At 71.7% G+C, this 20,964-nt stretch carries 17 protein-coding genes; 10 read left to right on the top strand and 7 right to left on the bottom strand.

Annotated elements, in window-relative coordinates; genetic code table 11:
• Window positions 1–21: 21 nt before the first annotated feature.
• Genes ACZ5SK_RS12285 through ACZ5SK_RS12300 form a run of 4 tightly spaced genes read right to left on the bottom strand, consistent with a single transcriptional unit; the run spans window position 22 to window position 3,119 of the window.
• Window positions 22–489 (bottom strand): MarR family winged helix-turn-helix transcriptional regulator, encoded by a 468-nt coding sequence (locus ACZ5SK_RS12285; protein WP_468416527.1) that lies wholly within the window; start codon window positions 487–489, stop codon window positions 22–24.
• The gene (locus ACZ5SK_RS12290; RefSeq protein ID WP_334579310.1) at window positions 486–1,283 is read right to left on the bottom strand and encodes an energy-coupling factor ABC transporter ATP-binding protein; all 798 of its coding nucleotides are present in this window, start codon (window positions 1,281–1,283) and stop codon (window positions 486–488) included. Before ACZ5SK_RS12290 ends, ACZ5SK_RS12285 begins: the two co-directional genes overlap by 4 nt.
• Window positions 1,271–2,032, bottom strand: coding sequence for a cobalt ECF transporter T component CbiQ (gene cbiQ, locus ACZ5SK_RS12295; protein ID WP_334579311.1), 762 nt, complete (start codon window positions 2,030–2,032; stop codon window positions 1,271–1,273). Before cbiQ ends, ACZ5SK_RS12290 begins: the two co-directional genes overlap by 13 nt.
• A gap of 4 nt (window positions 2,033–2,036) precedes the next feature.
• Window positions 2,037–3,119 (bottom strand): energy-coupling factor ABC transporter permease, encoded by a 1,083-nt coding sequence (locus ACZ5SK_RS12300; RefSeq protein WP_457494497.1) that lies wholly within the window; start codon window positions 3,117–3,119, stop codon window positions 2,037–2,039.
• Between the two features lie 174 nt (window positions 3,120–3,293).
• Between ACZ5SK_RS12300 and ACZ5SK_RS12305 the strand changes: the two genes are divergently transcribed.
• The gene (locus ACZ5SK_RS12305) at window positions 3,294–3,650 is read left to right on the top strand and encodes an SsgA family sporulation/cell division regulator (protein WP_468575913.1); all 357 of its coding nucleotides are present in this window, start codon (window positions 3,294–3,296) and stop codon (window positions 3,648–3,650) included.
• A gap of 28 nt (window positions 3,651–3,678) precedes the next feature.
• On the opposite strand, the gene ACZ5SK_RS12310 is transcribed toward ACZ5SK_RS12305, so the two are convergent.
• The 3 genes from ACZ5SK_RS12310 to ACZ5SK_RS12320 form a co-directional block, all read right to left on the bottom strand.
• Window positions 3,679–5,364, bottom strand: coding sequence for a penicillin-binding transpeptidase domain-containing protein (locus ACZ5SK_RS12310; RefSeq protein WP_468156391.1), 1,686 nt, complete (start codon window positions 5,362–5,364; stop codon window positions 3,679–3,681).
• Window positions 5,365–5,550: 186 nt separating this feature from the next.
• Complete coding sequence (locus tag ACZ5SK_RS12315; protein ID WP_334579315.1) at window positions 5,551–7,182, bottom strand: penicillin-binding transpeptidase domain-containing protein; 1,632 nt, start codon at window positions 7,180–7,182, stop codon at window positions 5,551–5,553.
• A gap of 161 nt (window positions 7,183–7,343) precedes the next feature.
• Window positions 7,344–9,095, bottom strand: a complete 1,752-nt coding sequence (locus ACZ5SK_RS12320) for a dolichyl-phosphate-mannose--protein mannosyltransferase (protein WP_334579316.1) — start codon at window positions 9,093–9,095, stop codon at window positions 7,344–7,346.
• A gap of 139 nt (window positions 9,096–9,234) precedes the next feature.
• Between ACZ5SK_RS12320 and rsmI the strand changes: the two genes are divergently transcribed.
• The 9 genes from rsmI (at window position 9,235) to ACZ5SK_RS12365 (ending at window position 20,913) form a co-directional block, all read left to right on the top strand.
• Window positions 9,235–10,086 (top strand): 16S rRNA (cytidine(1402)-2'-O)-methyltransferase, encoded by an 852-nt coding sequence (gene rsmI / locus ACZ5SK_RS12325; RefSeq protein WP_334581308.1) that lies wholly within the window; start codon window positions 9,235–9,237, stop codon window positions 10,084–10,086.
• Window positions 10,087–10,363: 277 nt separating this feature from the next.
• Complete coding sequence (locus ACZ5SK_RS12330) at window positions 10,364–10,789, top strand: hypothetical protein (protein ID WP_468575916.1); 426 nt, start codon at window positions 10,364–10,366, stop codon at window positions 10,787–10,789.
• A gap of 35 nt (window positions 10,790–10,824) precedes the next feature.
• Window positions 10,825–11,715, top strand: coding sequence for a TatD family hydrolase (locus ACZ5SK_RS12335; RefSeq protein ID WP_334579318.1), 891 nt, complete (start codon window positions 10,825–10,827; stop codon window positions 11,713–11,715).
• A gap of 115 nt (window positions 11,716–11,830) precedes the next feature.
• On the top strand, window positions 11,831–13,246 hold the full coding sequence (locus ACZ5SK_RS12340) for a ubiquitin-like domain-containing protein (protein WP_457494496.1): 1,416 nt from the start codon (window positions 11,831–11,833) through the stop codon (window positions 13,244–13,246).
• 169 nt (window positions 13,247–13,415) lie between these two features.
• Entirely contained in the window at window positions 13,416–14,351 is a 936-nt protein-coding gene (rsmA, locus tag ACZ5SK_RS12345; protein ID WP_334579320.1) for a 16S rRNA (adenine(1518)-N(6)/adenine(1519)-N(6))-dimethyltransferase RsmA, read from the top strand.
• Window positions 14,348–15,253, top strand: coding sequence for a 4-(cytidine 5'-diphospho)-2-C-methyl-D-erythritol kinase (locus ACZ5SK_RS12350; protein ID WP_468575917.1), 906 nt, complete (start codon window positions 14,348–14,350; stop codon window positions 15,251–15,253). The genes rsmA and ACZ5SK_RS12350 overlap by 4 nt, the downstream gene beginning before the upstream one ends.
• Before the next feature lie 166 nt (window positions 15,254–15,419).
• On the top strand, window positions 15,420–16,688 hold the full coding sequence (locus tag ACZ5SK_RS12355) for a HEAT repeat domain-containing protein (protein WP_334579322.1): 1,269 nt from the start codon (window positions 15,420–15,422) through the stop codon (window positions 16,686–16,688).
• Between the two features lie 327 nt (window positions 16,689–17,015).
• Complete coding sequence (locus ACZ5SK_RS12360) at window positions 17,016–18,824, top strand: ABC-F family ATP-binding cassette domain-containing protein (protein ID WP_334579323.1); 1,809 nt, start codon at window positions 17,016–17,018, stop codon at window positions 18,822–18,824.
• Window positions 18,825–19,014: 190 nt separating this feature from the next.
• Window positions 19,015–20,913, top strand: a complete 1,899-nt coding sequence (locus tag ACZ5SK_RS12365; RefSeq protein ID WP_361705909.1) for an outer membrane protein assembly factor BamB family protein — start codon at window positions 19,015–19,017, stop codon at window positions 20,911–20,913.
• Window positions 20,914–20,964: the final 51 nt, after the last annotated feature.

Raw genomic sequence — 20,964 nt, forward strand, 5'->3', positions numbered from 1 at the left:
GGCCCACCGCGTCCACCGCGCCTACCGCGCGCGGTCCGCCGCGCTCTGGGCCCGTTCCGCGAGCCCCCACAACTCCTCGCGCAACCGTGCGACCTCCGCCGCCATGAGCCCCGTCGACGCGAGCAGCGCGCCGGGCACGCGCTCCGCGCGGCCCTTCAGTTCCTCGCCGCGCACGGTGCACGCGACGAGCACCGTGCGCTCGTCCCGCGCCGAGCGCTCCCGGCGCACCAGCCCCGCCGCCTCCAGCCGCTTCAACAGCGGCGACATCGTGCCGTAGTCCAGCCGCAGCGCCGAGGCCAGCTCCTTGACGGTGGTCTCACCGCGCTCCCACAGGACCAGCAGCACGAGGTACTGGGGGTAGGTGAGGCCCAGCTCGTCCAGGAGCGGGCGGTACGCGGCGGTCACCGCGCGCTGGGCCGCGTACAGCGCGAAGCACAGCTGCTCGTCGAGGAGCAGCGTGCCGTCGGCGGTGGGTGCCTCGTTCGTCACGCGCCCATTGTGGCCGAGCGCGGGTCGAACCCGAAGGGCAGCTCCAGGCGGTGCGCGCGCATGAGCGTGTCGTCGGCGAGCAGATCGCCGGTCCGGCCGTCCGCCGCGATCACGCCCTCGCTGAGGATCAGGGCGCGTGGGCACAGCTCCAGGGCGTAGGGCAGATCGTGCGTGACCATGAGCACCGTGACGTCCAACGAGCGCAGGATGTCGGCCAGTTCGCGGCGCGAGGCGGGGTCGAGGTTGGAGGACGGCTCGTCCAGGACGAGGATCTCCGGCTCCATGGCGAGCACCGTCGCGACGGCCACCCGGCGCCGCTGGCCGAAGGACAGGTGGTGCGGCGGACGGTCCTTGAACTCCGCCATGCCGACCTGCGCGAGCGCGTGGTCGACGCGTGCCTCCAGCTCCGCGCCCTTCAGCCCGGCGGCCGCCGGTCCGAACGCGACGTCCTCGCGGACCGTCGGCATGAACAGCTGGTCGTCGGGGTCCTGGAAGACGATGCCGACCCTGCGCCGGATCTCGGCCATGTGCTGCTTGCCGACGGGCAGCCCGGCCACCGTCACCGTGCCCGCGCCGCCGGTCAGAATGCCGTTGAGGTGCAGCACCAGGGTCGTCTTGCCGGCGCCGTTCGGGCCGAGCAGCGCGACCCGTTCCCCGCGCGCGACCGAGAAGTCGACGCCGAACAGGGCCTGGTGGCCGTCGGGGTAGGCGAAGGCGAGGCCGCAGACCTCGAGGGAAGCAGTCACACCGGGAACCGTCACGTCGGAAGCCGTCACATCACTCACAAGGACCATCCCAACACGCAGACGACGAGGGCGGCGAACGGGAGGGTCAAGGCGTACGACCACTGCGCCCGGGACGCGGTCACCTCGTCGATCACCGGCATCGAACCGGCGTACCCGCGGCTGACCATGGCCAGGTGCACGCGCTCCCCGCGCTCGTAGGAGCGGATGAACAGCGCGCCCGCCGACTTCGCGAGCACCCCCCAGTGCCGCACGCCCCGCGCCTCGAAGCCGCGCGACTCCCGGGCGATCCGCATGCGCCGCATCTCGTCGGTGATGACGTCGCCGTAGCGGATCATGAAGGAGGCGATCTGCACGAGCAGCGGGGGCAGCTTCAGGCGTTGCAGGCCGAGAAGCAGTGCGCGCAGCTCCGTGGTGGACGCCAGGAGCACGGAGGCGGCGACGCCCAGGGTGCCCTTCGCGAGGACGTTCCAGGCGCCCCACAGCCCGTTGACGCTCAGGGACAGTCCGAGGACGTCCACGCGCTCGCCCTGTGCCACGAACGGCATCAGCACGGCGAACGCGACGAACGGCACCTCGATCAGCAGCCGCTTCAGCAGGAAACCGGCCGGCACGCGCGCGTGGTACGCGACGAACGCCAGCAGGACGGCGTACAGGGCGAACGCCCACATCGCCTCCCGTGGCGTCGACACGACGACGACCACGAAGGCGAACGTGGCGGCGAGCTTGGTGTGCGGCGGCAGGGCGTGCACGGGCGAGTGCCCGTGCCGGTAGAGCCGGTGCGCGTGTCCCGCTCCCACGACGTCAGACGCCGCTCGTGGAGGCGCTCGTCGACGCGCTCGTCGACGTCGGGGACACGTCGTCCGTACGGCGCCTGCGTAGCGCCCAGAACAGCGTGCTGCCCGCGACGACGGTCGTGCCGACGCCGATCACGCCCGCGAGACCGCCGGAGAGGCGGGCGTTGGTGATGTCCTTGACGCCGTAGTGGGCGAGCGGGGAGTCGGAGGACGCGTGCTTCTGGGTCCGCTTGTCGATGCCCTTGTCGATGGCGACCTTCTCCAGGCCGTCGGGGTTGGCGGAGGCGTAGAAGCTGACGAAGCCGGCCAGGACGAGGGAGGTGACCAGACCGGTCACCCACAGCGTGCGCCGGGAGGTGCGCGCCGCGACGGGCGCCGTGCGCGCCCCCTCGGCGGCGGGCGCGTCGACCAGTTCGCCGTTCACCCGCAACTGGAGCCTCTGCCGCAGATCGCGCGCGCCGTGCACGAGATCCGGCCGTACGGCGACGACGGCGCCCACGGTCAGCGCGGTGATGACGGCCTCGCCGACGCCGATCAGCACATGCACGCCGATCATCGCGGTGGCCACCTTGCCGATCGCCACGTCGGTGGTGCCGCCGATCCAGTACAGGAGCGTGAACGCCACGGCGGCGGCGGGCACGGACAGCAGGGCGGCGACGAAGGAGGCGGTGGTGATGGACCGGCGGCTGCGCGGCAGCACCTTCACCAGGGCGCGGAAGACGGCGTAGGACACGACGGTCGTCACGATCGCCATGTCGGTGATGTTCACGCCGAGCGCGGTCAGGCCGCCGTCGGCGAAGAGGATGCCCTGCATCAGCAGGACCACGGACACACACAGGATCCCCGTGTAGGGGCCCACGAGTATCGCGGCGAGCGCACCGCCCAGCAGATGGCCGCTGGTTCCCGCAGCGACGGGGAAGTTCAGCATCTGCACGGCGAAGATGAACGCGGCCACCAGGCCGGCCAGCGGCGCGGTCCGGTCGTCGAGTTCACGGCGCGCGCCGCGCAGGCTCACGGCGATGGCGCCCGCGGCGACGACTCCGGTCACGGCGGAGGTCGGGGCGTTGATGAATCCGTCGGGTACGTGCACCCGTTGATGATAGTGGCTTAATGCGAATGGTTCGCAAGAGCGAGGGACTTGTCTATCGCAGATGTGAGATAGGTCGGGACGGAGGCGCGTATTCCAGAAAATATGGGACATTGGGATGAGCGAAAGCGGATTCACAGTTTCCGCACAGGTTACGCTGCGTGAGAGGGTCGACCGATGTCTGTAGTCGAGCAGTACGCGCGAGCCCACATCGTCACGGACGCGGACCAGGTCGAGGAGGAACGCACGGCCGTCCCCGTCGTTCTGCGCTACGACCCCGAGGACGACCCCCGCTCGGTACGCGTCGGACTCCCCGACCGGCGCGAGTGGACGTTCTCCCGCAGCCTCCTGGAACATGGGCTGCGCGCCCCGGCCGGCACCGGCGAGGTGCGGGTGTGGCCGCTGGGGCGCGTCCAGGCCGTCGTCGAGTTCCACTCCGCGCACGGCGTCTCGGTCGTCCAGTTCGAGTCGAAGACGCTGCTGCGCTTCCTGCGCCGCACCTACATGGCGACGGCGCAGCCGGTCACTCACTAGGGCGTGTGACTGGCCCTGCGGTCGGGTCTCAGCCGCCCATCCGCAGCAGGGACGCCACGATCGGGCCCGCCGTGTCGCCGCCGTGGCCGCCCGCCTGGACGACGCCCGCGGCCGCCAGGTCGCCGTGGTAGGCGGTGAACCAGCCGTTGGGCTTGTCCTGGTTGTCGACCTCCGCCGAGCCCGTCTTCGCGCCGTAGTCCGGGCCGAGGCCCGACATCGCCTCGGCGGCCGTGCCGGCCGCGGCGGTGTAGTTCATCAGCTCCCGCAGCTGCGACAGCGTGGACGACGACATCGTGCGCGAGGCCGTCGCGAGCGTGCGGTCGTCCACCGACGGGGCGACCAGGTACGGCTGGTGGAACGTGCCCGCCTTCACCGTGGCGGCGACCGACGCCATGTTCAGCGGGTTCATCCGCACCCCGCCCTGACCGATCAGCGAGGCCGCCATCTGGGCCGCGGACTGCACCGGCACCGAGCCGTCGAAGGACGGGACGCCGATGGCCCAGTTGTCCATCGACAGGCCGAAGACCTGCTGCGCCTGCTTGGTCAGACTGTTGTTGTCCAGTTCGGGGGCCTGGCTGATGAAGGCGGTGTTGCAGGAGCGCGCGAAGCTCGCCTTGAACGAGCCGCCCTTGATCTCGAAGTCGTCGTCGTTGTGGAACTTCCAGCCGCCATAGGTGAACGTCTTCGGGCAGGGGTGCGTCTTGTCCGCCGACGCCAGGCCCTTCTCGATGAGCAGCGACGACGTGATGACCTTCATCGTGGAGCCGGGCGCGAGCGAGCCGTTGAAGGCGGTGTTGAAGCCGGGGCTCGCGTTGGCCACCGCGAGGATCTCGCCCGTGGAGGGGCGCATCACGACGACCGACGAGCGCGCCGTCTTCGCCACCTGCTGCTCGGCGGCGGCCTGCAGGGTCGGGCTCAGCGTCGTCCTCACCGTGCCCGGGGTGCCCTTGCTGAGCTCCAGCAGCGTCTTGTCGGAGGCCTTCTTCGCCTTCGACGCCTTCCCGCGGACGACCTGGAGCTCGACGCCCGCCTTGCCGCCCGCCTTCTTGCCGTACTTCTCCCGCAGGCCGTCCAACACCGTGCCCAGGGACGGGTACTTGGCCGCCGTCAGCTCGCCGCCGTCCCGGTCGACGGCCTTCACCGGCGGCGTACCGGACTCGCCGGTGACGAGCGTGTCGCCGTCCTGCAGGTCCGGGTGGACGACGGACGCGTGCCAGTCGACCTGCGCCTTGCCGTTCTTCGGGTTGCGGACGACGGTGAGCGCGCTGGAGTACGTCAGCGGCTTGCTGACGTCCTTGTACTTCACCGTGCCCGTCACGGAGAACGGGACCTTGGTGCCGGAGGGCGCGCCGGCGGTCAGGGTGACGCCCGTGACGTGGGCGTCCTTGGTGTAGCCGGTCAACAGGGCGGTGGCGGCGGCGGAGTCGTCCGTGGTGGCGGCGGCCCGGTCCACCTTGCCCTGCTGCCAGGCCGTCAGGAACGTCGCGGCCAGGGTCTTGGTCTCGGCCGCCGAGGGTGCGTCGGCCCTGACCCGCGGGATCTGCTTGCCGTTGGCGGCCGCAGCCGAGCCCTCGTCGGCCGCCGCGCCGCCGCCGTACAGCGCGTAGACGCCGAACCCCGCCCCGCCGACCACGACGGCGATCATGCCGCCGACGACGGCGGGACGCCGCTTGCTCGTGCTGCTCCGCTCGTCGACACGCCTTCTCTTGCCCACTGCCCAGATCCTCCGGATCCTCAGGGACTTTCCCCCAGCCCCACTGCCCTCGTTGCCCTCATTGACCCCAACGACGGCAACCACACTAGAGTCCCGTGCTGTGGGAGTGACGTCATATGTGACGTCAGCCACCTCTGAGCCGGTGCGCTTGGCCCGGTGCGGCAGGCCGGTGCGGCAGTGGCCGGTTCAGCCCGCCCGCAGTACCTCCACCACGATCGGGCCGGACGCGTCGACGCCGTGGCCGCCGTCCTGGGTCATCGCCGCGGCGGCGACGTCGCCCCGGTAGCCGGTGAACCAGCTGTCGGACTTCGTCTGGCCGTCGACCTCGGCGGAGCCGGTCTTGGCGCCGATCTGGCCCCTGAGCCCGGCCATCACCTCGGCCGCGGTGCCGCTGGTCGCGGTGCGGTTCATCATGGAGCGCAGCTGCTGCACGGTGCCGGACGACAGTCCACGCGCGTGTGCCGGTTCACGGTCGTCGAGGCTGAGCGGCACGATCACCGGCTGCCGGAACGTGCCCGTCATCGCGGTCGACGTCACCGAGGCCATGTTCAGCGGGTTCATCTGGACCTTGCCCTGGCCGATCAGCCCGGCCGCGGTGTCCGGGCCGCCGGCGGCGGGGACGGAGCCGTCGAAGGACGGGATGCCGGTCTGCCAGTCGAGGCCGATCCCGAAGCGGTCGCGGGCCTCGTTGGTGAGCGAGTCGACCTTCACCGAGTCCGCGAACTTCACGAACGCCGTGTTGCAGGAGCGGGCGAAGCTCTCCGAGAGCGTCGCGTTCTCGTTCGGCTTCATGCCCTTGATGTTCTGGAAGGTCTGGCTCTCCGAGACGGCCGACGGCGGACAGGGCGCGGGGCCGTTCGCGGTGGTGAGCCCGGTGTCGATGAGGGTGGCCGCGCTGATGATCTTCATGGTGGAGCCGGGCGCGACCTCCCCGAGGAACGCGGCGTTCCAGCCGTCCGTGCGGTGGTTGGCGACGGCCAGCACCTCGCCGGTGCTCGGCTTGACGGCCACCACCGACGACTGGGCGTACTTCTGCACCGCCCGCTCCGCCGCCGCCTGCACGCTCGCGCTGAGCGTGGTGGGCAGCTTGCCCGCCTTGCCCTCGGCGAGGGTCAGCAGCGGGGTGTCGGCGGTGTCCGGGGCGGCGTGGTGGATCGCGAGCTCGACGCTTGCCGTGCCGCCCGCCTTCTTCCCGTACTTGGCGCGCAGCTGGTCCAGGATCGGCCCCAGGGAGGGGTACTTCTCCTTCGTCAGGACGTTGCCGTCCCGGTCCACGGCCTCGATCGGCGGTGCCGCCGACGCGCCCGTGACCAGCGTGTCGTCCATCTTCTTCAGCTCGGGATGCACGACCGACGGCTGCCAGTCCACCAGCGCCTTGCCGGTGGTGAGCCCGCGTACGACGGTGAGCCGGCTCTGGTACGCCAGCGGCTTGGACTTCCCGTCGTACGACACCGTCGCCCTGACGCTGAACGGCACGCTGTCCCCGACTGCCGCGCCCGGTGTGATCTTCACCCCGGTGATGTGCGCGGCCTGGCCGTACGAGGTCAGCAACGGCCCGGCCTTCGCCGCGTTGTTGGTGAGCTGGGCGGCCACCGCGGCCTGCCCCTTCTCCCAGGCCGCGAAGAACTTGCCGCTCGTGTCCTTCACCTCGGAGCCGCTGGGCGGCCCGGTCTTCACGGCCACCGGCTCGGACGACCCCGGCGCACCGCCGCCGTCCCCGTTGAGCGCGTTCACGATATTGAAGGCGCCATACCCGGCCCCGCCCACCATCACGGCGAACACCGACCCGACAATGGCCGCCTTGGCCCCCTTGTGCATGCTGTGCACCCTCCCCGTTGACCCCGCCGGACCCGCCGGACCGACAGATCCCCCGAACCCGCCCCCGCCTCACGGGCGCATTCTGAACGTGTTCAGAAAGTTCTTCTCAGGGTCACAGTAAGCGGAAAGGGTGACGCAGGGGGCGACAGTTTTCGGAATCGTTAGACCCAGGTGTCCAACCACATACGTGAACGCCAGTTGTCGATCGGGATCGACGTCCCCGTGTACAAAGGCCAGAAATAGATGAAGTTCCAGGCGATGAGCAGGACCAGGACGCCCGCTCCCGTCGCTCCCGCCACGCGGCGGGTGTCGCTCGAACCTGGTGGGCCGATGATCGCACCGATCATCATCGCCACCGCCAGACAGAGGAACGGCAGGAAGACGACGGCGTAGAAGAGGAAGATCGTGCGTTCCTGGTACATGAACCACGGCAGGTAGCCGGCCGCGATGCCGCAGGCGATCGCGCCCGCGCGCCAGTCGCGGCGCAAGAGCCAGCGCCACAGGACGTAGGCGAGGGCGAAACAGCCCGCCCACCACAGCACCGGCGTGCCGATCGCGAGAACCTCACGGGCGCACTTCTCGCCCGCGTCGGACGGACAGCCGTCCTTGCCGGCCGCGGGGGACTCGTAGAAGTACGACACCGGACGGCCCAGGACCAGCCAGCTCCACGGGTTCGACTGGTACGGGTGCGGCGAGGTGAGGTGGGTGTGGAACTCGTACACCTCGTGCTCGTAGTGCCACAGGCTGCGCCACCAGTCGGGGAACAGCCACGTCCAGTTGCCGCCCCTGCCGTCGGTGGCCGCCCAGTTGCGGTAGTAGCCGCCCGAGCCGTCGGTGGCGGACAGGATCCAGCCCGTCCACGACGCCACATAGGTGACCAGCGCGATCGGGACCGTCGACAGGAACGCGAAGCCCGTGTCGCGCTTCAGCGCCGCCAGGTACGGGTGGCGGGCGCCCGCCACCTTGCGCGAACCGGCGTCCCACAACACCGTCATCACACAGAACGCGGCCAGGATGTACAGGCCGTTCCACTTCGTGCCGATGGCCAGGCCCAGCAGCAGGCCCGCACCCAAGCGCCAGGGGCGGAATCCGATGCGGGTGGTCTCGGCGATGTGCGCGTTCGGGCGGTAACGGCCGTCCTCGTCCGGCTGGAGCGCGGCGGCGAGTTTCGCGCGGGCCCACTCCCGGTCGGCCACCAGAGCGCCGAACGCCGCCAGCACGAAGAACATCAGCACGCCGTCGAGCAGCGCGGCGCGGCTCATCACGAAGTGCAGCCCGTCCACGGCCATCAGGGCGCCCGCCAGGCAGCCCAGGAACGTGGAGCGGAAGATACGGCGGCCGATCCGGCACAGCAGGAAGACGGAGAGCGTCCCGAGTAGGGCGGTCATGAACCGCCAGCCGTACGGATCGAACCCGAAGATCAGTTCGCCCAGCCCGATCACGTACTTGCCGACCGGCGGATGCACGACGTACGCCGCGTCCGTCGGGATCGGGACATGTCCGCCCGAGGAGAGGATGACGTCGTTGGCGTGCTTGTCCCAGTTGACCTCAAACCCGCGGTGGACGACCGCCCACGCGTCCTTGGCGTAGTACGTCTCGTCGAATATCACCGCCTTGGGGCTGCCCAGATGCCAAAAACGCATCACCCCCGCCATCAGCGTGACCAACAGCGGGCCGCCCCAGGACGACCAGCGCACAAGCCGCTGCGCCCACCGGTGCGGGACGCCGAGCGCCTGCCACACCCGCGGGCCGGGCTTCGCGAACGGCGGCACCAGCCGCTCACGGACGTCGGCGGCGGGCTCCGCCGTGTATCCGAATCGGCGCAGCCGCTGCTGCCACGCGGGCCGCTGATCGTGCGGCGGCCGGTCGGGCCGGTAGTCCGTGGAGTCCATGGAGGACGCGGTACTGGTCACCGCGCCATCGTAGGGAACAGGTCTGTGTGAGTCCCGTGCTTGGGGCCTCCCTGGGCCCTGCGAGGATGGAAACGTGACAGCCGCACCCCGAAGCACGTCCGCAGCCTCGCCCGCATCCCCCTCCGCGACCACGCCCGGAATCCTCGTGCTCGCCGGTACGCCCATCGGCGACGTCTCCGACGCCCCGCCCAGGCTCGCCGCGGAGCTGGCCGGCGCCGATGTCATCGCCGCCGAGGACACCCGGCGGCTGCGGCGGCTGACGCAGGCGCTCGGGGTGACGCCCAAGGGGCGCGTCGTGTCCTACTTCGAGGGCAACGAGTCCGCCCGTACGCCTGAGCTGGTCGAGGAACTCGCGGGCGGCGCGCGCGTGCTGCTCGTCACCGACGCCGGGATGCCCTCGGTCTCCGACCCCGGCTACCGGCTGGTCGCCGCGGCCGTCGAGCGGGACGTCCGGGTCACCGCCGTCCCCGGCCCGTCCGCGGTGCTCACCGCGCTGGCCCTGTCCGGGCTGCCCGTCGACCGGTTCTGCTTCGAGGGATTCCTGCCGAGGAAGGCGGGGGAGCGGCTGTCGCGGCTGCGGGAGGTCGCGTCGGAGCGCCGCACGCTCGTCTACTTCGAGGCCCCCCACCGGCTCGACGACACCCTCGCCGCGATGGCCGAGGTCTTCGGCGCCGACCGGCGGGCGGCCGTGTGCCGTGAGCTGACCAAGACGTACGAGGAGGTCAGGCGCGGCCCGCTCGGCGAGCTGGCGGAGTGGGCGGCCGAGGGCGTGCGCGGCGAGATCACCGTCGTCGTCACCGGCGCGCCCGAGCGCGGGCCGGAGGAGCTCGACGCGGCGGAACTGGTGCGGCGGGTGCGGGTGCGCGAGGAGGCCGGCGAGCGCCGCAAGGAGGCCATCGCGGCGGTGGCGGCGGAGGCCAATCTGCCCAAGCGGGAGGTGTTCGACGCCGTCGTGGCGGCGAAGAACGCGGGGGGCACAGGGGCCCTGTGAAGGGGCTCACACCCCCTCTGAGCAGGGCGCATGCCGTCTGAGCGTGCGCCCCATGTGCGGGCAAAGGGCAGTCGCCGAAGGCAAAGCCCACCCCCGTTCGTGAGGCCGCTTTGGCAAGGAAAGTCCAAATCGGCTCCAACAGTGCACAGGCCTGATGCATTCGGTCCGGTCGAGGCGTCCACTGGTGACAGGGACGCACCCGTCCCTCGCTCCCAAGGACGTTCCGGGGGGAACGCCCGCGCCGGGAGCGCTTGTCCAGCGGACAGCAGGAGCTGGCATGAGTGAGATCACAGGGCAGACCGGCCTCCGGGGCGGCGCGAGCGCCGTCGTCAACGAGTCGTACTCCTTCGCCTGCATGCGCTGCGGGCACGGCTGGGAACAGTCGTACGAGATAGAGCACCACACCGACGCCGACGGCCACGAGTTCGTCCTCTACGTGGCGAACGGCCAGGTCGTGCCGTCCCCGCTGAGCCGCCCCGCGTGCCAGAACTGCGACGGGCACGTCGTGCGCATCATGGCGGCGGGGCAGGTCTCGTCGGTGCTCAGTGCGGCGCGGCAGCGCACGTCGCCCCCGGCGGGACCGGTCGAGGCGCCGGTGACGGCCGCCGAGGAGGAAGCCGGGCAGCGGGCCGGGGAACGGCCCGAGGAGCACCACCACTGGCACCTGTCCGATCTCCTGCACCCCTTCCGCAAGGCCGGCTAGCAGGGCAGGGCGTGCCCCTTCCGTAGGATCGGGGCATGTCTTCGAACGCCGGCAAGAACGCCGACAAGAGCGCCGCGCCGCCGCTTCCGGCCCCCCTCGGGGCGCCGGTCGCCGACTCCCACACCCACCTCGACATGCAGTCGGGCACGGTGGAGGAGGCCCTCGCGAAAGCCGCGTCGGTCGGCGTGACGACCGTCGTCCAGGTCGGCTGCGACGTACGAGGCTCCCGGTGGGCGGCCGAGACGGCGGCGGCGTACGACAGCGTCCACGCCGCCGTCGCCCTGCACCCGAACGAGGCGCCGCGCATCGTGCACGGCGACCCCGACGGCTGGTCCCGGCAGGGTGCGCGCGAGCCGGGCGGCTCCGGGGCGCTCGACGAGGCGCTCGCCGAGATCGACCGCCTGGCCGCGCTCGCGCACGTCAAGGGCGTCGGAGAGACGGGACTCGACTACTTCCGCACCGGCCCCGAGGGCAAGGAAGCGCAGGAGAACTCCTTCCGCGCCCACATCGAGATCGCCAAGCGGCACGGCAAGGCCCTGGTCATCCACGACCGCGACGCCCACGCCGACGTCCTGCGGGTCCTGAAGGAGGAGGGCGCCCCCGAGCGCACCGTCTTCCACTGCTACTCCGGCGACGCCGAGATGGCCGCGATCTGCGCCCGCGCCGGGTACTTCATGTCCTTCGCCGGCAACGTCACCTTCAAGAACGCCCAGCAGCTGCGGGACGCCGTCGCCGTGGCCCCGCTGGACCTGCTCCTGGTGGAGACCGACGCCCCCTTCCTGACCCCGGCGCCCTACCGGGGCCGGCCCAACGCGCCGTACCTCATCCCCGTCACGGTGCGCGCCATGGCCGCCGTACGGGACATCGACGAGGACGCCCTGGCCGCCGCCCTCGCCGCCAACACGGCACGCGCGTTCGATTACTGAGCGCCTCCGGAGACGTCGAACACAACTCTCAGTAGCCGGGTCGCTTTGGAGAGTGACGGTCGCTCCGCTAGGTTCTGGGGGCCCGATCCGGACCCCACCCCCCTGGAGTGTCGGCGTGAGCAACTCGCAGCACCTCGAGTACGACCCCTACGGCGGTGGCGGATCGTACGTCGACCTGCACAACGCGGAGACGATCGCGTACGGCGTGTACGCGGCCCCCGGAACGTACGACGACACCTACCGGCCCGCATACGAGGCGTACGAGACCCACGAGGCCTACGGGGAGCACGAGACGTACGAGGCGTACGAGGCGCCGCCCACGCCTACCGAGACCCTCGTGCTGCCGGAGCCGGTCCAGCTCGCGGCCGAGCCGCCGTTTCCCCGGCAGAGCGCGGGGCGGGCCGGGCGCCGGCGCAGGACGCGCCCCGGCGAGCGCCCGGAATCCACGATGCGCCGCCTGCTCCCGCAGGCCCTCGTCGTCGCCTTCCTGGCCGGCGGCACCACCGCCTTCGTCGCCGAGGACAAGGCGGTCGAGCTGACCGTCGACGGCAAGCCGCGCACCCTGCACACCTTCGCCGACGACGTGGGCGAACTCCTCGCGGAGGAGGGCGTGCAGGTAGGGGCGCACGACCGGGTGGCGCCCGCCCCCGGCGCCGAGCTCACCGACGGCGACGAGATCGCAGTCCGCTACGGCCGCCCCGTCCGCCTCACCCTGGACGGACAGCGCCACGACCTGTGGACGACGGCACAGACGGTCGAGGAGGCGCTCCAGCAGCTCGGGGTGCGTGCGGAGGGCGCGTACATGTCCGTCTCGCGCGCCCAGCGCATCGGGCGCGCGGGACTCGCGCTGGACGTGCGCACCGAGCGCGCCGTCACCGTCATGGCCGACGGCCGGGCCCGCACCGTCCGCACCAACGCGGCGACCGTGCGCGAGGCGGTCGAGGCCGCCGGGATCGTTCTGCGCGGCCAGGACACCACGTCCGTCGCGCCCGGCAGCTTCCCGCGCGACGGGCAGACGATCACCGTGCTGCGGATCACCGGCGCCAAGGAGGTGCGCGAGGAGGCGATCCCGTTCGCCGTGCGCCGCACCGACGACCCCTCGGTGTTCACGGGCACGGAGGTCGTGGAGCAGATCGGACAGCCCGGACTGCGGCGCGACACGTACTCCCTGCGCATCGTCAACGGCGTGAAACAGAAGCCCAGGCGGATGCGCAGCGAGATCGTGCGCGAGCCGCGCGAGCAGGTGGTGAAGGTCGGGACGAAGCCGCTGCCGCCGTCCGTGCGGGGCGCCGACGGCCTGGACTGGCAGAGCCTCGCGGCCTGCGAGTCGGGCGGCCGGCCGGGCGCCGTCGACCCCTCGGGCAACTACGGCGGGCTGTACCAGTTCGACACCCACACCTGGCACAGCCTCGGCGGCAGCGGACGGCCCCAGGACGCCCCGGCGACGGAACAGACCTTCCGCGCGAAGAAGCTGTACGTGCGCCGTGGGGCGAGCCCCTGGCCGCACTGCGGGAGACGGCTGCACGGCTGAGGTGCGCCCCCGCTGGGCAAGAGAACGCGGGGGCGACGCGAGGGCGACTCGGCGGCGGCGCGGCGGCGGGGTGGCGGTGACTCGGGGGTTGGCGCGGCGGTGACTCGGGGTGACTCGGGGGTGAGATGCGGCGGCGAGGGGTGTCGGTGCGTCCCCGTACCCTTGTCCCGTGAGTACCAGCCCCACCCCCGACGCCCTTCTGGGCCCCGCCGACATCCGTGAGCTGGCGGCGGTCCTCGGCGTGCGTCCCACCAAACAGCGCGGCCAGAACTTCGTGATCGACGCGAACACGGTCCGCCGCATCGTCCGCACCGCGGGGGTCCGGCCCGACGACGTCGTCGTCGAGGTCGGCCCGGGCCTAGGCTCCCTCACCCTCGCTTTGCTGGAGGCCGCTGACCGGGTCACGGCCGTCGAGATCGACGACGTCCTGGCCGGCGCCCTCCCCGCGACGATCGCGGCACGCATGCCGGAGCGCGCGGACCGCTTCGCGCTCGTGCACTCCGACGCGATGCAGGTGACCGAGCTGCCCGGCCCCGCCCCGACCGCGCTGGTCGCCAACCTGCCGTACAACGTGGCCGTGCCCGTGCTGCTGCACATGCTGGAGATGTTCCCGAGCATCGAGCGCACGCTCGTCATGGTCCAGTCGGAGGTCGCCGACCGGCTCGCCGCCGGCCCAGGTTCGAAGGTGTACGGCGTTCCCTCCGTCAAGGCCAACTGGTATGCCGAGGTCAAGCGGGCCGGCGCCATCGGTCGCAACGTGTTCTGGCCCGCGCCGAACGTCGACAGCGGACTGGTCTCACTCGTCCGCCGCGGCGAGCCGGTCAGGACGACGGCGTCGCGCCGCGAGGTCTTCGCCGTCGTCGACGCGGCGTTCGCCCAGCGCCGCAAGACCCTGCGGGCCGCGCTCGCCGGATGGGCGGGCTCCGCGGCGCAGGCGGAGGCGGCCCTCGTCGCGGCCGGCGTCTCGCCCCAGGCGCGCGGAGAGGCCATCACGGTCGAGGAGTTCGCGAGGATCGCCGAGAACAAGGACGAGAACAAGGACGAGAACAAGGACGACAGCAAGGGCGAGAACAAGGGCGAGAACAAGGAGTCGGGGCAGAAGTGAGTGTCACCGTGCGGGTGCCGGCCAAGGTCAACGTGCAGCTCGCGGTGGGCGCGGCCCGGGCGGACGGCTTCCATGACCTGGCGAACGTCTTCCTGGCGGTCGGCCTGTACGACGAGGTCACGGTGACCCCGGCCGACGAACTGCGCGTCACCTGCGAGGGCCCGGACGCGGACCGGGTCCCCCTGGACCGCACCAACCTCGCGGCGAAGGCGGCGATCGCCCTCGCCGAGCGGTACGGCCGTGATGCCGACGTGCACCTCCACATCGCCAAGGCCATCCCCGTCGCCGGGGGCATGGCGGGCGGCAGTGCGGACGGCGCGGGCGCGCTGCTGGCCTGCGACGCACTGTGGGGCACGGGCGCCTCCCGTGACGAACTCCTCGACATCTGCGCCGAGTTGGGCAGCGACGTGCCCTTCAGCCTGGTCGGCGGGGCGGCACTCGGCACCGGACGGGGCGAGAAGCTGACGGCCCTGGAGGTCGGCGGCACGTTCCACTGGGTGTTCGCGATGGCCGAGCGGGGGCTGTCGACCCCGGCGGTGTTCCGCGAGTTCGACCGCCTGGCGGAGGGCCGGAACGTTCCGGAACCGCTCGCTTCACGCGACCTCCTGGCCGCCCTCGCGAAGGGCGACCCCGACGCGCTCGCGGCCACCCTCTCCAACGACCTCCAGCCCGCCGCGCTGTCCCTCTTCCCCGAGTTGGCCGACACCCTCGCCGCGGGCCGCACTGCAGGCGCCCTCGCCACCCTGGTGTCAGGCTCGGGCCCCACCACGGCCCACCTGGCCCGCGACCCCGCCTCGGCAGCAGAAATCGCAGAGAAACTACGAACCTCGGGCACCTGCAAGAGCGTCCGAGTGGCGTCGGGACCGGCGGCGGGCGCGACGCTTGTCGAGGGCCGGCGATAGCTGGCGGTTATTCCGCTGCGCCGAGTGGCGGGGCCGTCTATGCTCCGGCCTCCGGCGGCGGGTGTCGCCGGGTTCGTCTTTTCCCAAGCGAGACGGGTGGCGGGTTGGCATGGGTCGGGGGTCTGGGGGCGGAGCCCCGGGGGGCGGTCACCGGGGCGGACGGGAGTTGTCGGGCGGCGGGGCGGATGCCGACGGCGCCGACCCGACCGACGGAGTCCCACCGCTCTGCCTCGCCGTCGCCGCATACGACGAGCCCCTCGCCGAGGAGCTGCTCAACGCCGGCGCCGACCCCCTGCGCCCACTGGACGGCGTGCCCGGCGGCGACCCCGGCCTCCCCGGCGGCGACACCCCGCTGACCCGGGCCGTGGACAGCGGCTGCTCCTGGATGACCACCAGGCTGCTTCCCGAGCCCGTACACCTCGACGCCGAGGCCCGCGCCGATCTCCTGGCCCGCGCCCGGCACTGGGCCGACGCGGACATCGAGGCCGAGCTGCGCCGCCGGACGGGAGCGGCCGGCCCGGTCGAGCGGCGAACCGTGCGGGTCGACGACTGGAGCTGCCACCACGAGCGGTACACGCTCGCCGGCCAGACCGTGTGGGACGGCCACCTCGGCGTGCTCACCGCCCTGGAGGAACGCTTCCGCATCCGGACGCCGTTCGACGAACTCCTCGCGCGGGCGCTCACCCGCCCGGACCGGGACCACGCCGTCTGGACCGACGTCGTCGTCCACCTGGCCACCCGTCAGGACGACGAGACCTGGACCGCGGCCGAGGCGCTGCGCGACCACCCCGACCGGCTCCGCCGTCTCTTCGCCGCGGACGTGCTGCGGTGCCTCGTCATCGGATTCGGCGGTCTCTTCGCGCGGCCGGGAACCGTCGTCGACAAGCCGGCGACCGAGGTGTTCCTCCCCTGGGCCGTGCAGGAACAGGACCCGGAGGTGCTCGCGGTGGTGCTGTCCGGGCTGAGCGAGGGCGGCGGGGACGGCGCGGACGGCGCCCGGGCCGACGAGATCGACGCCGTCGGCCTGTCGTATGTCGGGCATCCCGATCCGCGGGTGCGCCTGGAGGTGCCCGAGACTTTGAGAAGCGCAGCCGAGCGCGTCCCGGCGGAGAAGCTCGACGCCCTGTACACGCTCACCCGCGATCCCGACGCCGGGGTCCGCGAACGGGCGGCGTACTGGCTGGCCTCCTGCGGCGCGGAGGCGCCCGGCATCATCGACGTCCTGGCCGCACTCCTCGACGACGAACTGCGGGAGACCCGGGTGCACGCCGCCTACGGGCTCGCGAAGCGCGGTGATCCGCGCTGTGTGGAGGCCAGGCGGCGGCTGCTTCCCCTCGATCCCGACGGATGGCCGGATTCACACCTGGTGCGGGCGATGTGGGCGTACGAGAAAGGCGACGACGTCCAGGGCTCGTCCAGGGGCCGTCCGGCGTGAGAGCCGGGCGTGCGCGAGGAGTCGCCCGCCCGTACGTGCACCCGGCCGCCGTCCGGTGTGAGCTGCCCGGCGGCCCGCCGGGACCCAGGCGGCGCGAGCGGCTCGCGCACGCGCCGTGCATGAACAGCGCGCATGGCGATCACGCGCCCTCCGGGACACCGCAGGCCGCCCCCGCACACCCCACCCCGGGCCCGTGCGCCTCCGGTGTGCACCTCTGCCGGACGGGCCGAAACGCCGTGACCGGTCCCTGTCAGTGAACGCCTGGCAGGCGATGCGCCCGTCCGGACTACCCTGGAGGGTCGATCGATCCCCCCGGGCAGGAGAGAAATGGCCGTCAATCTGGTCAATGTCGAGAACGTCAGCAAGGTGTACGGGACCCGTGCGCTCCTTGACGGCATCTCGCTCGGCGTGTCCGAAGGGGACCGGATCGGTGTCGTCGGCCGTAACGGCGACGGCAAGACCACGCTGATCCGGATGCTCGCCAGGCTGGAGGAGGCCGACACCGGGCGGGTCACGCACTCCGGCGGGCTGCGCATGGGCGTGCTCACGCAGCACGACTCCCTGGACCCCGCCGCGACCGTCCGGCACGAGGTCATCCGCGACCTCGCCGACCACGAGTGGGCGGGCAACGCCAAGATCCGCGACGTCCTGACCGGCCTCTTCGGCGGGCTCGACCTGCCTGGCTTCCCGCAGGGCCTGGACACCGTCATCGGCCCGCTCTCCGGTGGCGAGCGCCGCCGTATCGCACTCGCGAAGCTCCTCATCGAGGAGCAGGACCTCATCGTGCTCGACGAGCCGACGAACCACCTCGACGTCGAGGGCATCTCCTGGCTCGCCCGGCACCTGCGCGAGCGTCGCTCCGCGCTCGTCTGCGTCACCCACGACCGCTGGTTCCTCGACCAGGTCTGCACCCGCATGTGGGACGTCCAGCGCGGCGCCGTCCACGAGTACGAGGGCGGCTACTCCGACTACGTCTTCGCGCGCGCGGAGCGTGAGCGCATCGCCGCGACGGAGGAGACCAAGCGGCAGAACCTGGTCCGCAAGGAGCTGGCCTGGCTGCGCCGCGGCGCCCCCGCGCGGACGTCCAAGCCGCGCTTCCGCGTCGAGGCCGCCAACGAGCTGATCAAGGACGTGCCGCCGCCCCGCGACAGCAGCGAGCTGATGAAGTTCGCGTCGTCCCGGCTCGGCAGGACGGTCTTCGACCTCGAGGACGTCACCGTCCAGGCCGGTCCGAAGGTGCTGCTCAAGCACATCACCTGGCACCTCGGCCCCGGCGACCGCATCGGCCTGGTCGGCGTGAACGGCGCCGGCAAGACGTCCCTGCTGCGTGCCCTGGCCGACGCCGCGCGCAGCGAGGGCGAGAAGCAGCCCGTGGCCGGCAAGGTCGTCGTCGGCAGGACGGTCAAGCTCGCCTACCTCTCCCAGGAGGTCGCCGAACTCGATCCCGGCCTGCGTGTCCTGGAGGCCGTCCAGCAGGTGCGCGAGCGCGTCGACCTCGGCAAGGGCCGCGAGATGACCGCCGGCCAGCTGTGCGAGACGTTCGGCTTCAACAAGGACAAGCAGTGGACGCCGGTCGGCGACCTGTCCGGCGGTGAGCGCCGCCGCCTGCAGATCCTGCGCCTCCTCATGGACGAGCCCAACGTCCTCTTCCTCGACGAGCCCACCAACGACCTCGACATCGAGACCCTCACGCAGCTGGAGGACCTCCTCGACGGCTGGCCCGGCTCGATGATCGTCATCTCCCACGACCGCTTCTTCGTCGAGCGCACGACGGACCGCGTGTTCGCGCTCCTCGGCGACACCACCCTGCGGATGCTTCCGCGCGGCATCGACGAGTACATCGAGCGCAGGCTGCGCATGGAGGAGGCCGCGGCCGCCGCCTCCGCCCCGGCGGTCGCGCAGAAGCCCGCGACGGAGAAGAGCGCCGCCGAGCAGCGCGCCGCCAAGAAGGAACTCCAGAAGATCGAGCGGCAGTTGGACAAGGTCACCGAGAACGAGGCCCGGCTGCACACCCAGATCGCCGACAACGCCACCGACTTCGAGAAGGTCGCCAAACTCGACGCGGAGCTGCGCGAGTTGGCCGGCGAGCGCGAGGAACTGGAGCTGCGGTGGCTGGAACTCGCCGAGGACGCGTGAAGGGTGCGTGAAGGCGCATAACGACGGCATCACAGGCCGGTCCTCCCTTGGGAACAGGGGTGGATCGGCCCCGGGAGCTGTCGGACACGGGTGATAGAAAGAGCCGTCTGAGAACTTTCTGAAGACGGCTCCGGGTGGTCACTGACCTGGGGGCGTGGCTAAAAATCAGTGACATAGGGGGAACACGCTGATGGCTCAGCCGCCCAATCAGCCGCCGCAGCAGGGTGGTTTCGGAGCACCACAGGACCAGCCGCACCAACAGCCGCCACAACCGCACCAGCAGGCGCAGCAGTCGCAGCAAGGCGGCTTCGGCGCACCCCAGATGCCGCCCCAGCCACCCCAAGCGCCCCAGACGCCCCCGGGCCCGCCCGCCCAGCAGCCGGCGCAGCCCGGCTACGGCTACCCGCAACAGCCGGGCCAGGCAGGCCAGGCAGGGCCTTACGGCCAGCCCGGCCCCTACGGGCAGCAGCCCGGCCCGTACGGCCAGCAGCCCGGCCCGTACGGCCAGCAGCCCGGCGCCTACGGCCAGCAGCAGGGTCCGTACGGCCAGCCGAGCGGCCCCTACGGGCAGCAGCCCGGCTACGGCTACCCGGCCCAGCCGCCCCAGTTCCCGGGCGCTCCGGGCGCCCCCGGCACCCCGCCCCCGGGCGGCCGTAACCCCTTCAAGGGGCGGCCCGCGCTGGCCGTCGGGGCCGCGGTGGCGGCGCTGCTGGTGATCGGCGGGCTGGTGTTCGCGGTCACGAGCGGCGACGACAAGGGCGACAAGAAGCCGGTCGCCGGGCCGAGCGACGACGACAAGGCCACGGCGACGTCCAGCGGGGGCCCGGTCAACCCCGGTGACGGCAGCGGCGACGGCGGTAAGGACGGCGAGGACTTCAACGCCGACCGCAAGGCCGGTGAGGCGAAGGTGCTCTGGTACAAGGAGGCGCCCGACGCTCCCGCCTCCGGCGCCGACGCCCCCGGCATGTGGATCACCTCCAAGGCGGCCGTGAAAGCGGCGTACAAGGAGGTCGTCGCGTACAACGTCGGCGACGGCAGGCCGACCTGGGCCACCATCGCCTTCCCGCAGAAGATCTGCGCGGTCACCCCGCAGAAGACGGCGGACGACAAGGTCGTCGTCGCCTACATGAGCGGCACCAGCGAACGCGCCAAGTGCAACCAGCTCCAGCAGATCGACCTCAGGACCGGCGCCAAGGGCTGGACCGGGGTCGTCGCGGACGGCGCGCTGTTCGACAGCGCGATCGACATCGAGTTGTCGCTCACGGGCAACACCCTGATGGTGGGCCGCTCGCAGTCCGGGACGGCGTACGACGTGCGCACCGGCAAGAAGCTGTACGACAAGCAGAAGTACGGCGACGCGTGCTTCCCGTCGGCGTTCGCGGGCGGGACCAAGCTGTTCGCGGTGGCGTCCTGCAACGCGACCGAGGCGAACGAGCACGACGAGATCCAGGAACTGGACCCGGCGACCGGCAAGGTCAAGTGGACCCAGAAGTTCGACAAGGGCTGGACGGTCTCGAAGACGTACTCCGTGGACCCGTTGGTCGTCTACAGCACCAACGAGGACAAGAACACCTGGAACATCGCGACGTTCAAGCCGGACGGCACCTACCGCTCGCAGGTCGGCTTCGACGAGGACTTCGCCCCCGAGTGCGGTTCAGGGTTCCTGCAGCGCGACCTGACCGGCTGTGGGGGCACGGCCGCCGACGCCAACACGCTGTACCTGCCGACCGAGGCGAAGAGCGGCCCCAACGCGATCGTGGCGATCGACCTCTCCACCGGCAAGGAGAAGTGGCGCGTGAAGTCCCCGACCGACGAGGCGATGGTGCCGGTGAAGGTCGAGGGCGGCAACCTCGTCGCGTACGTCGAGCCGTCGTACGACACGGCCGGCCGGGTGGTGGGCATTCCGACGGCCGGCTCCGCCCACACGCCGAAGACGCTGATGCAGCTGCCCCAGAGCACGGCCAAGATCGAGGACGGCTTCTACTCGCGCGACGTCGACTGGGTCGACGGACGCTTCTACCTCTCCTCGACCCGGCTGACGGGCAACGACGACGACAAGGAGAAGCTGATGCTCGCCTACGGCAAGTAAGGCGGCCTGCCACCTTCTCGACGCTCTGTCGCCCTCCGTCCGTCGTCCGTC

The sequence above is a fragment of the Streptomyces sp. NPDC031474 genome (assembly GCF_055581185.1).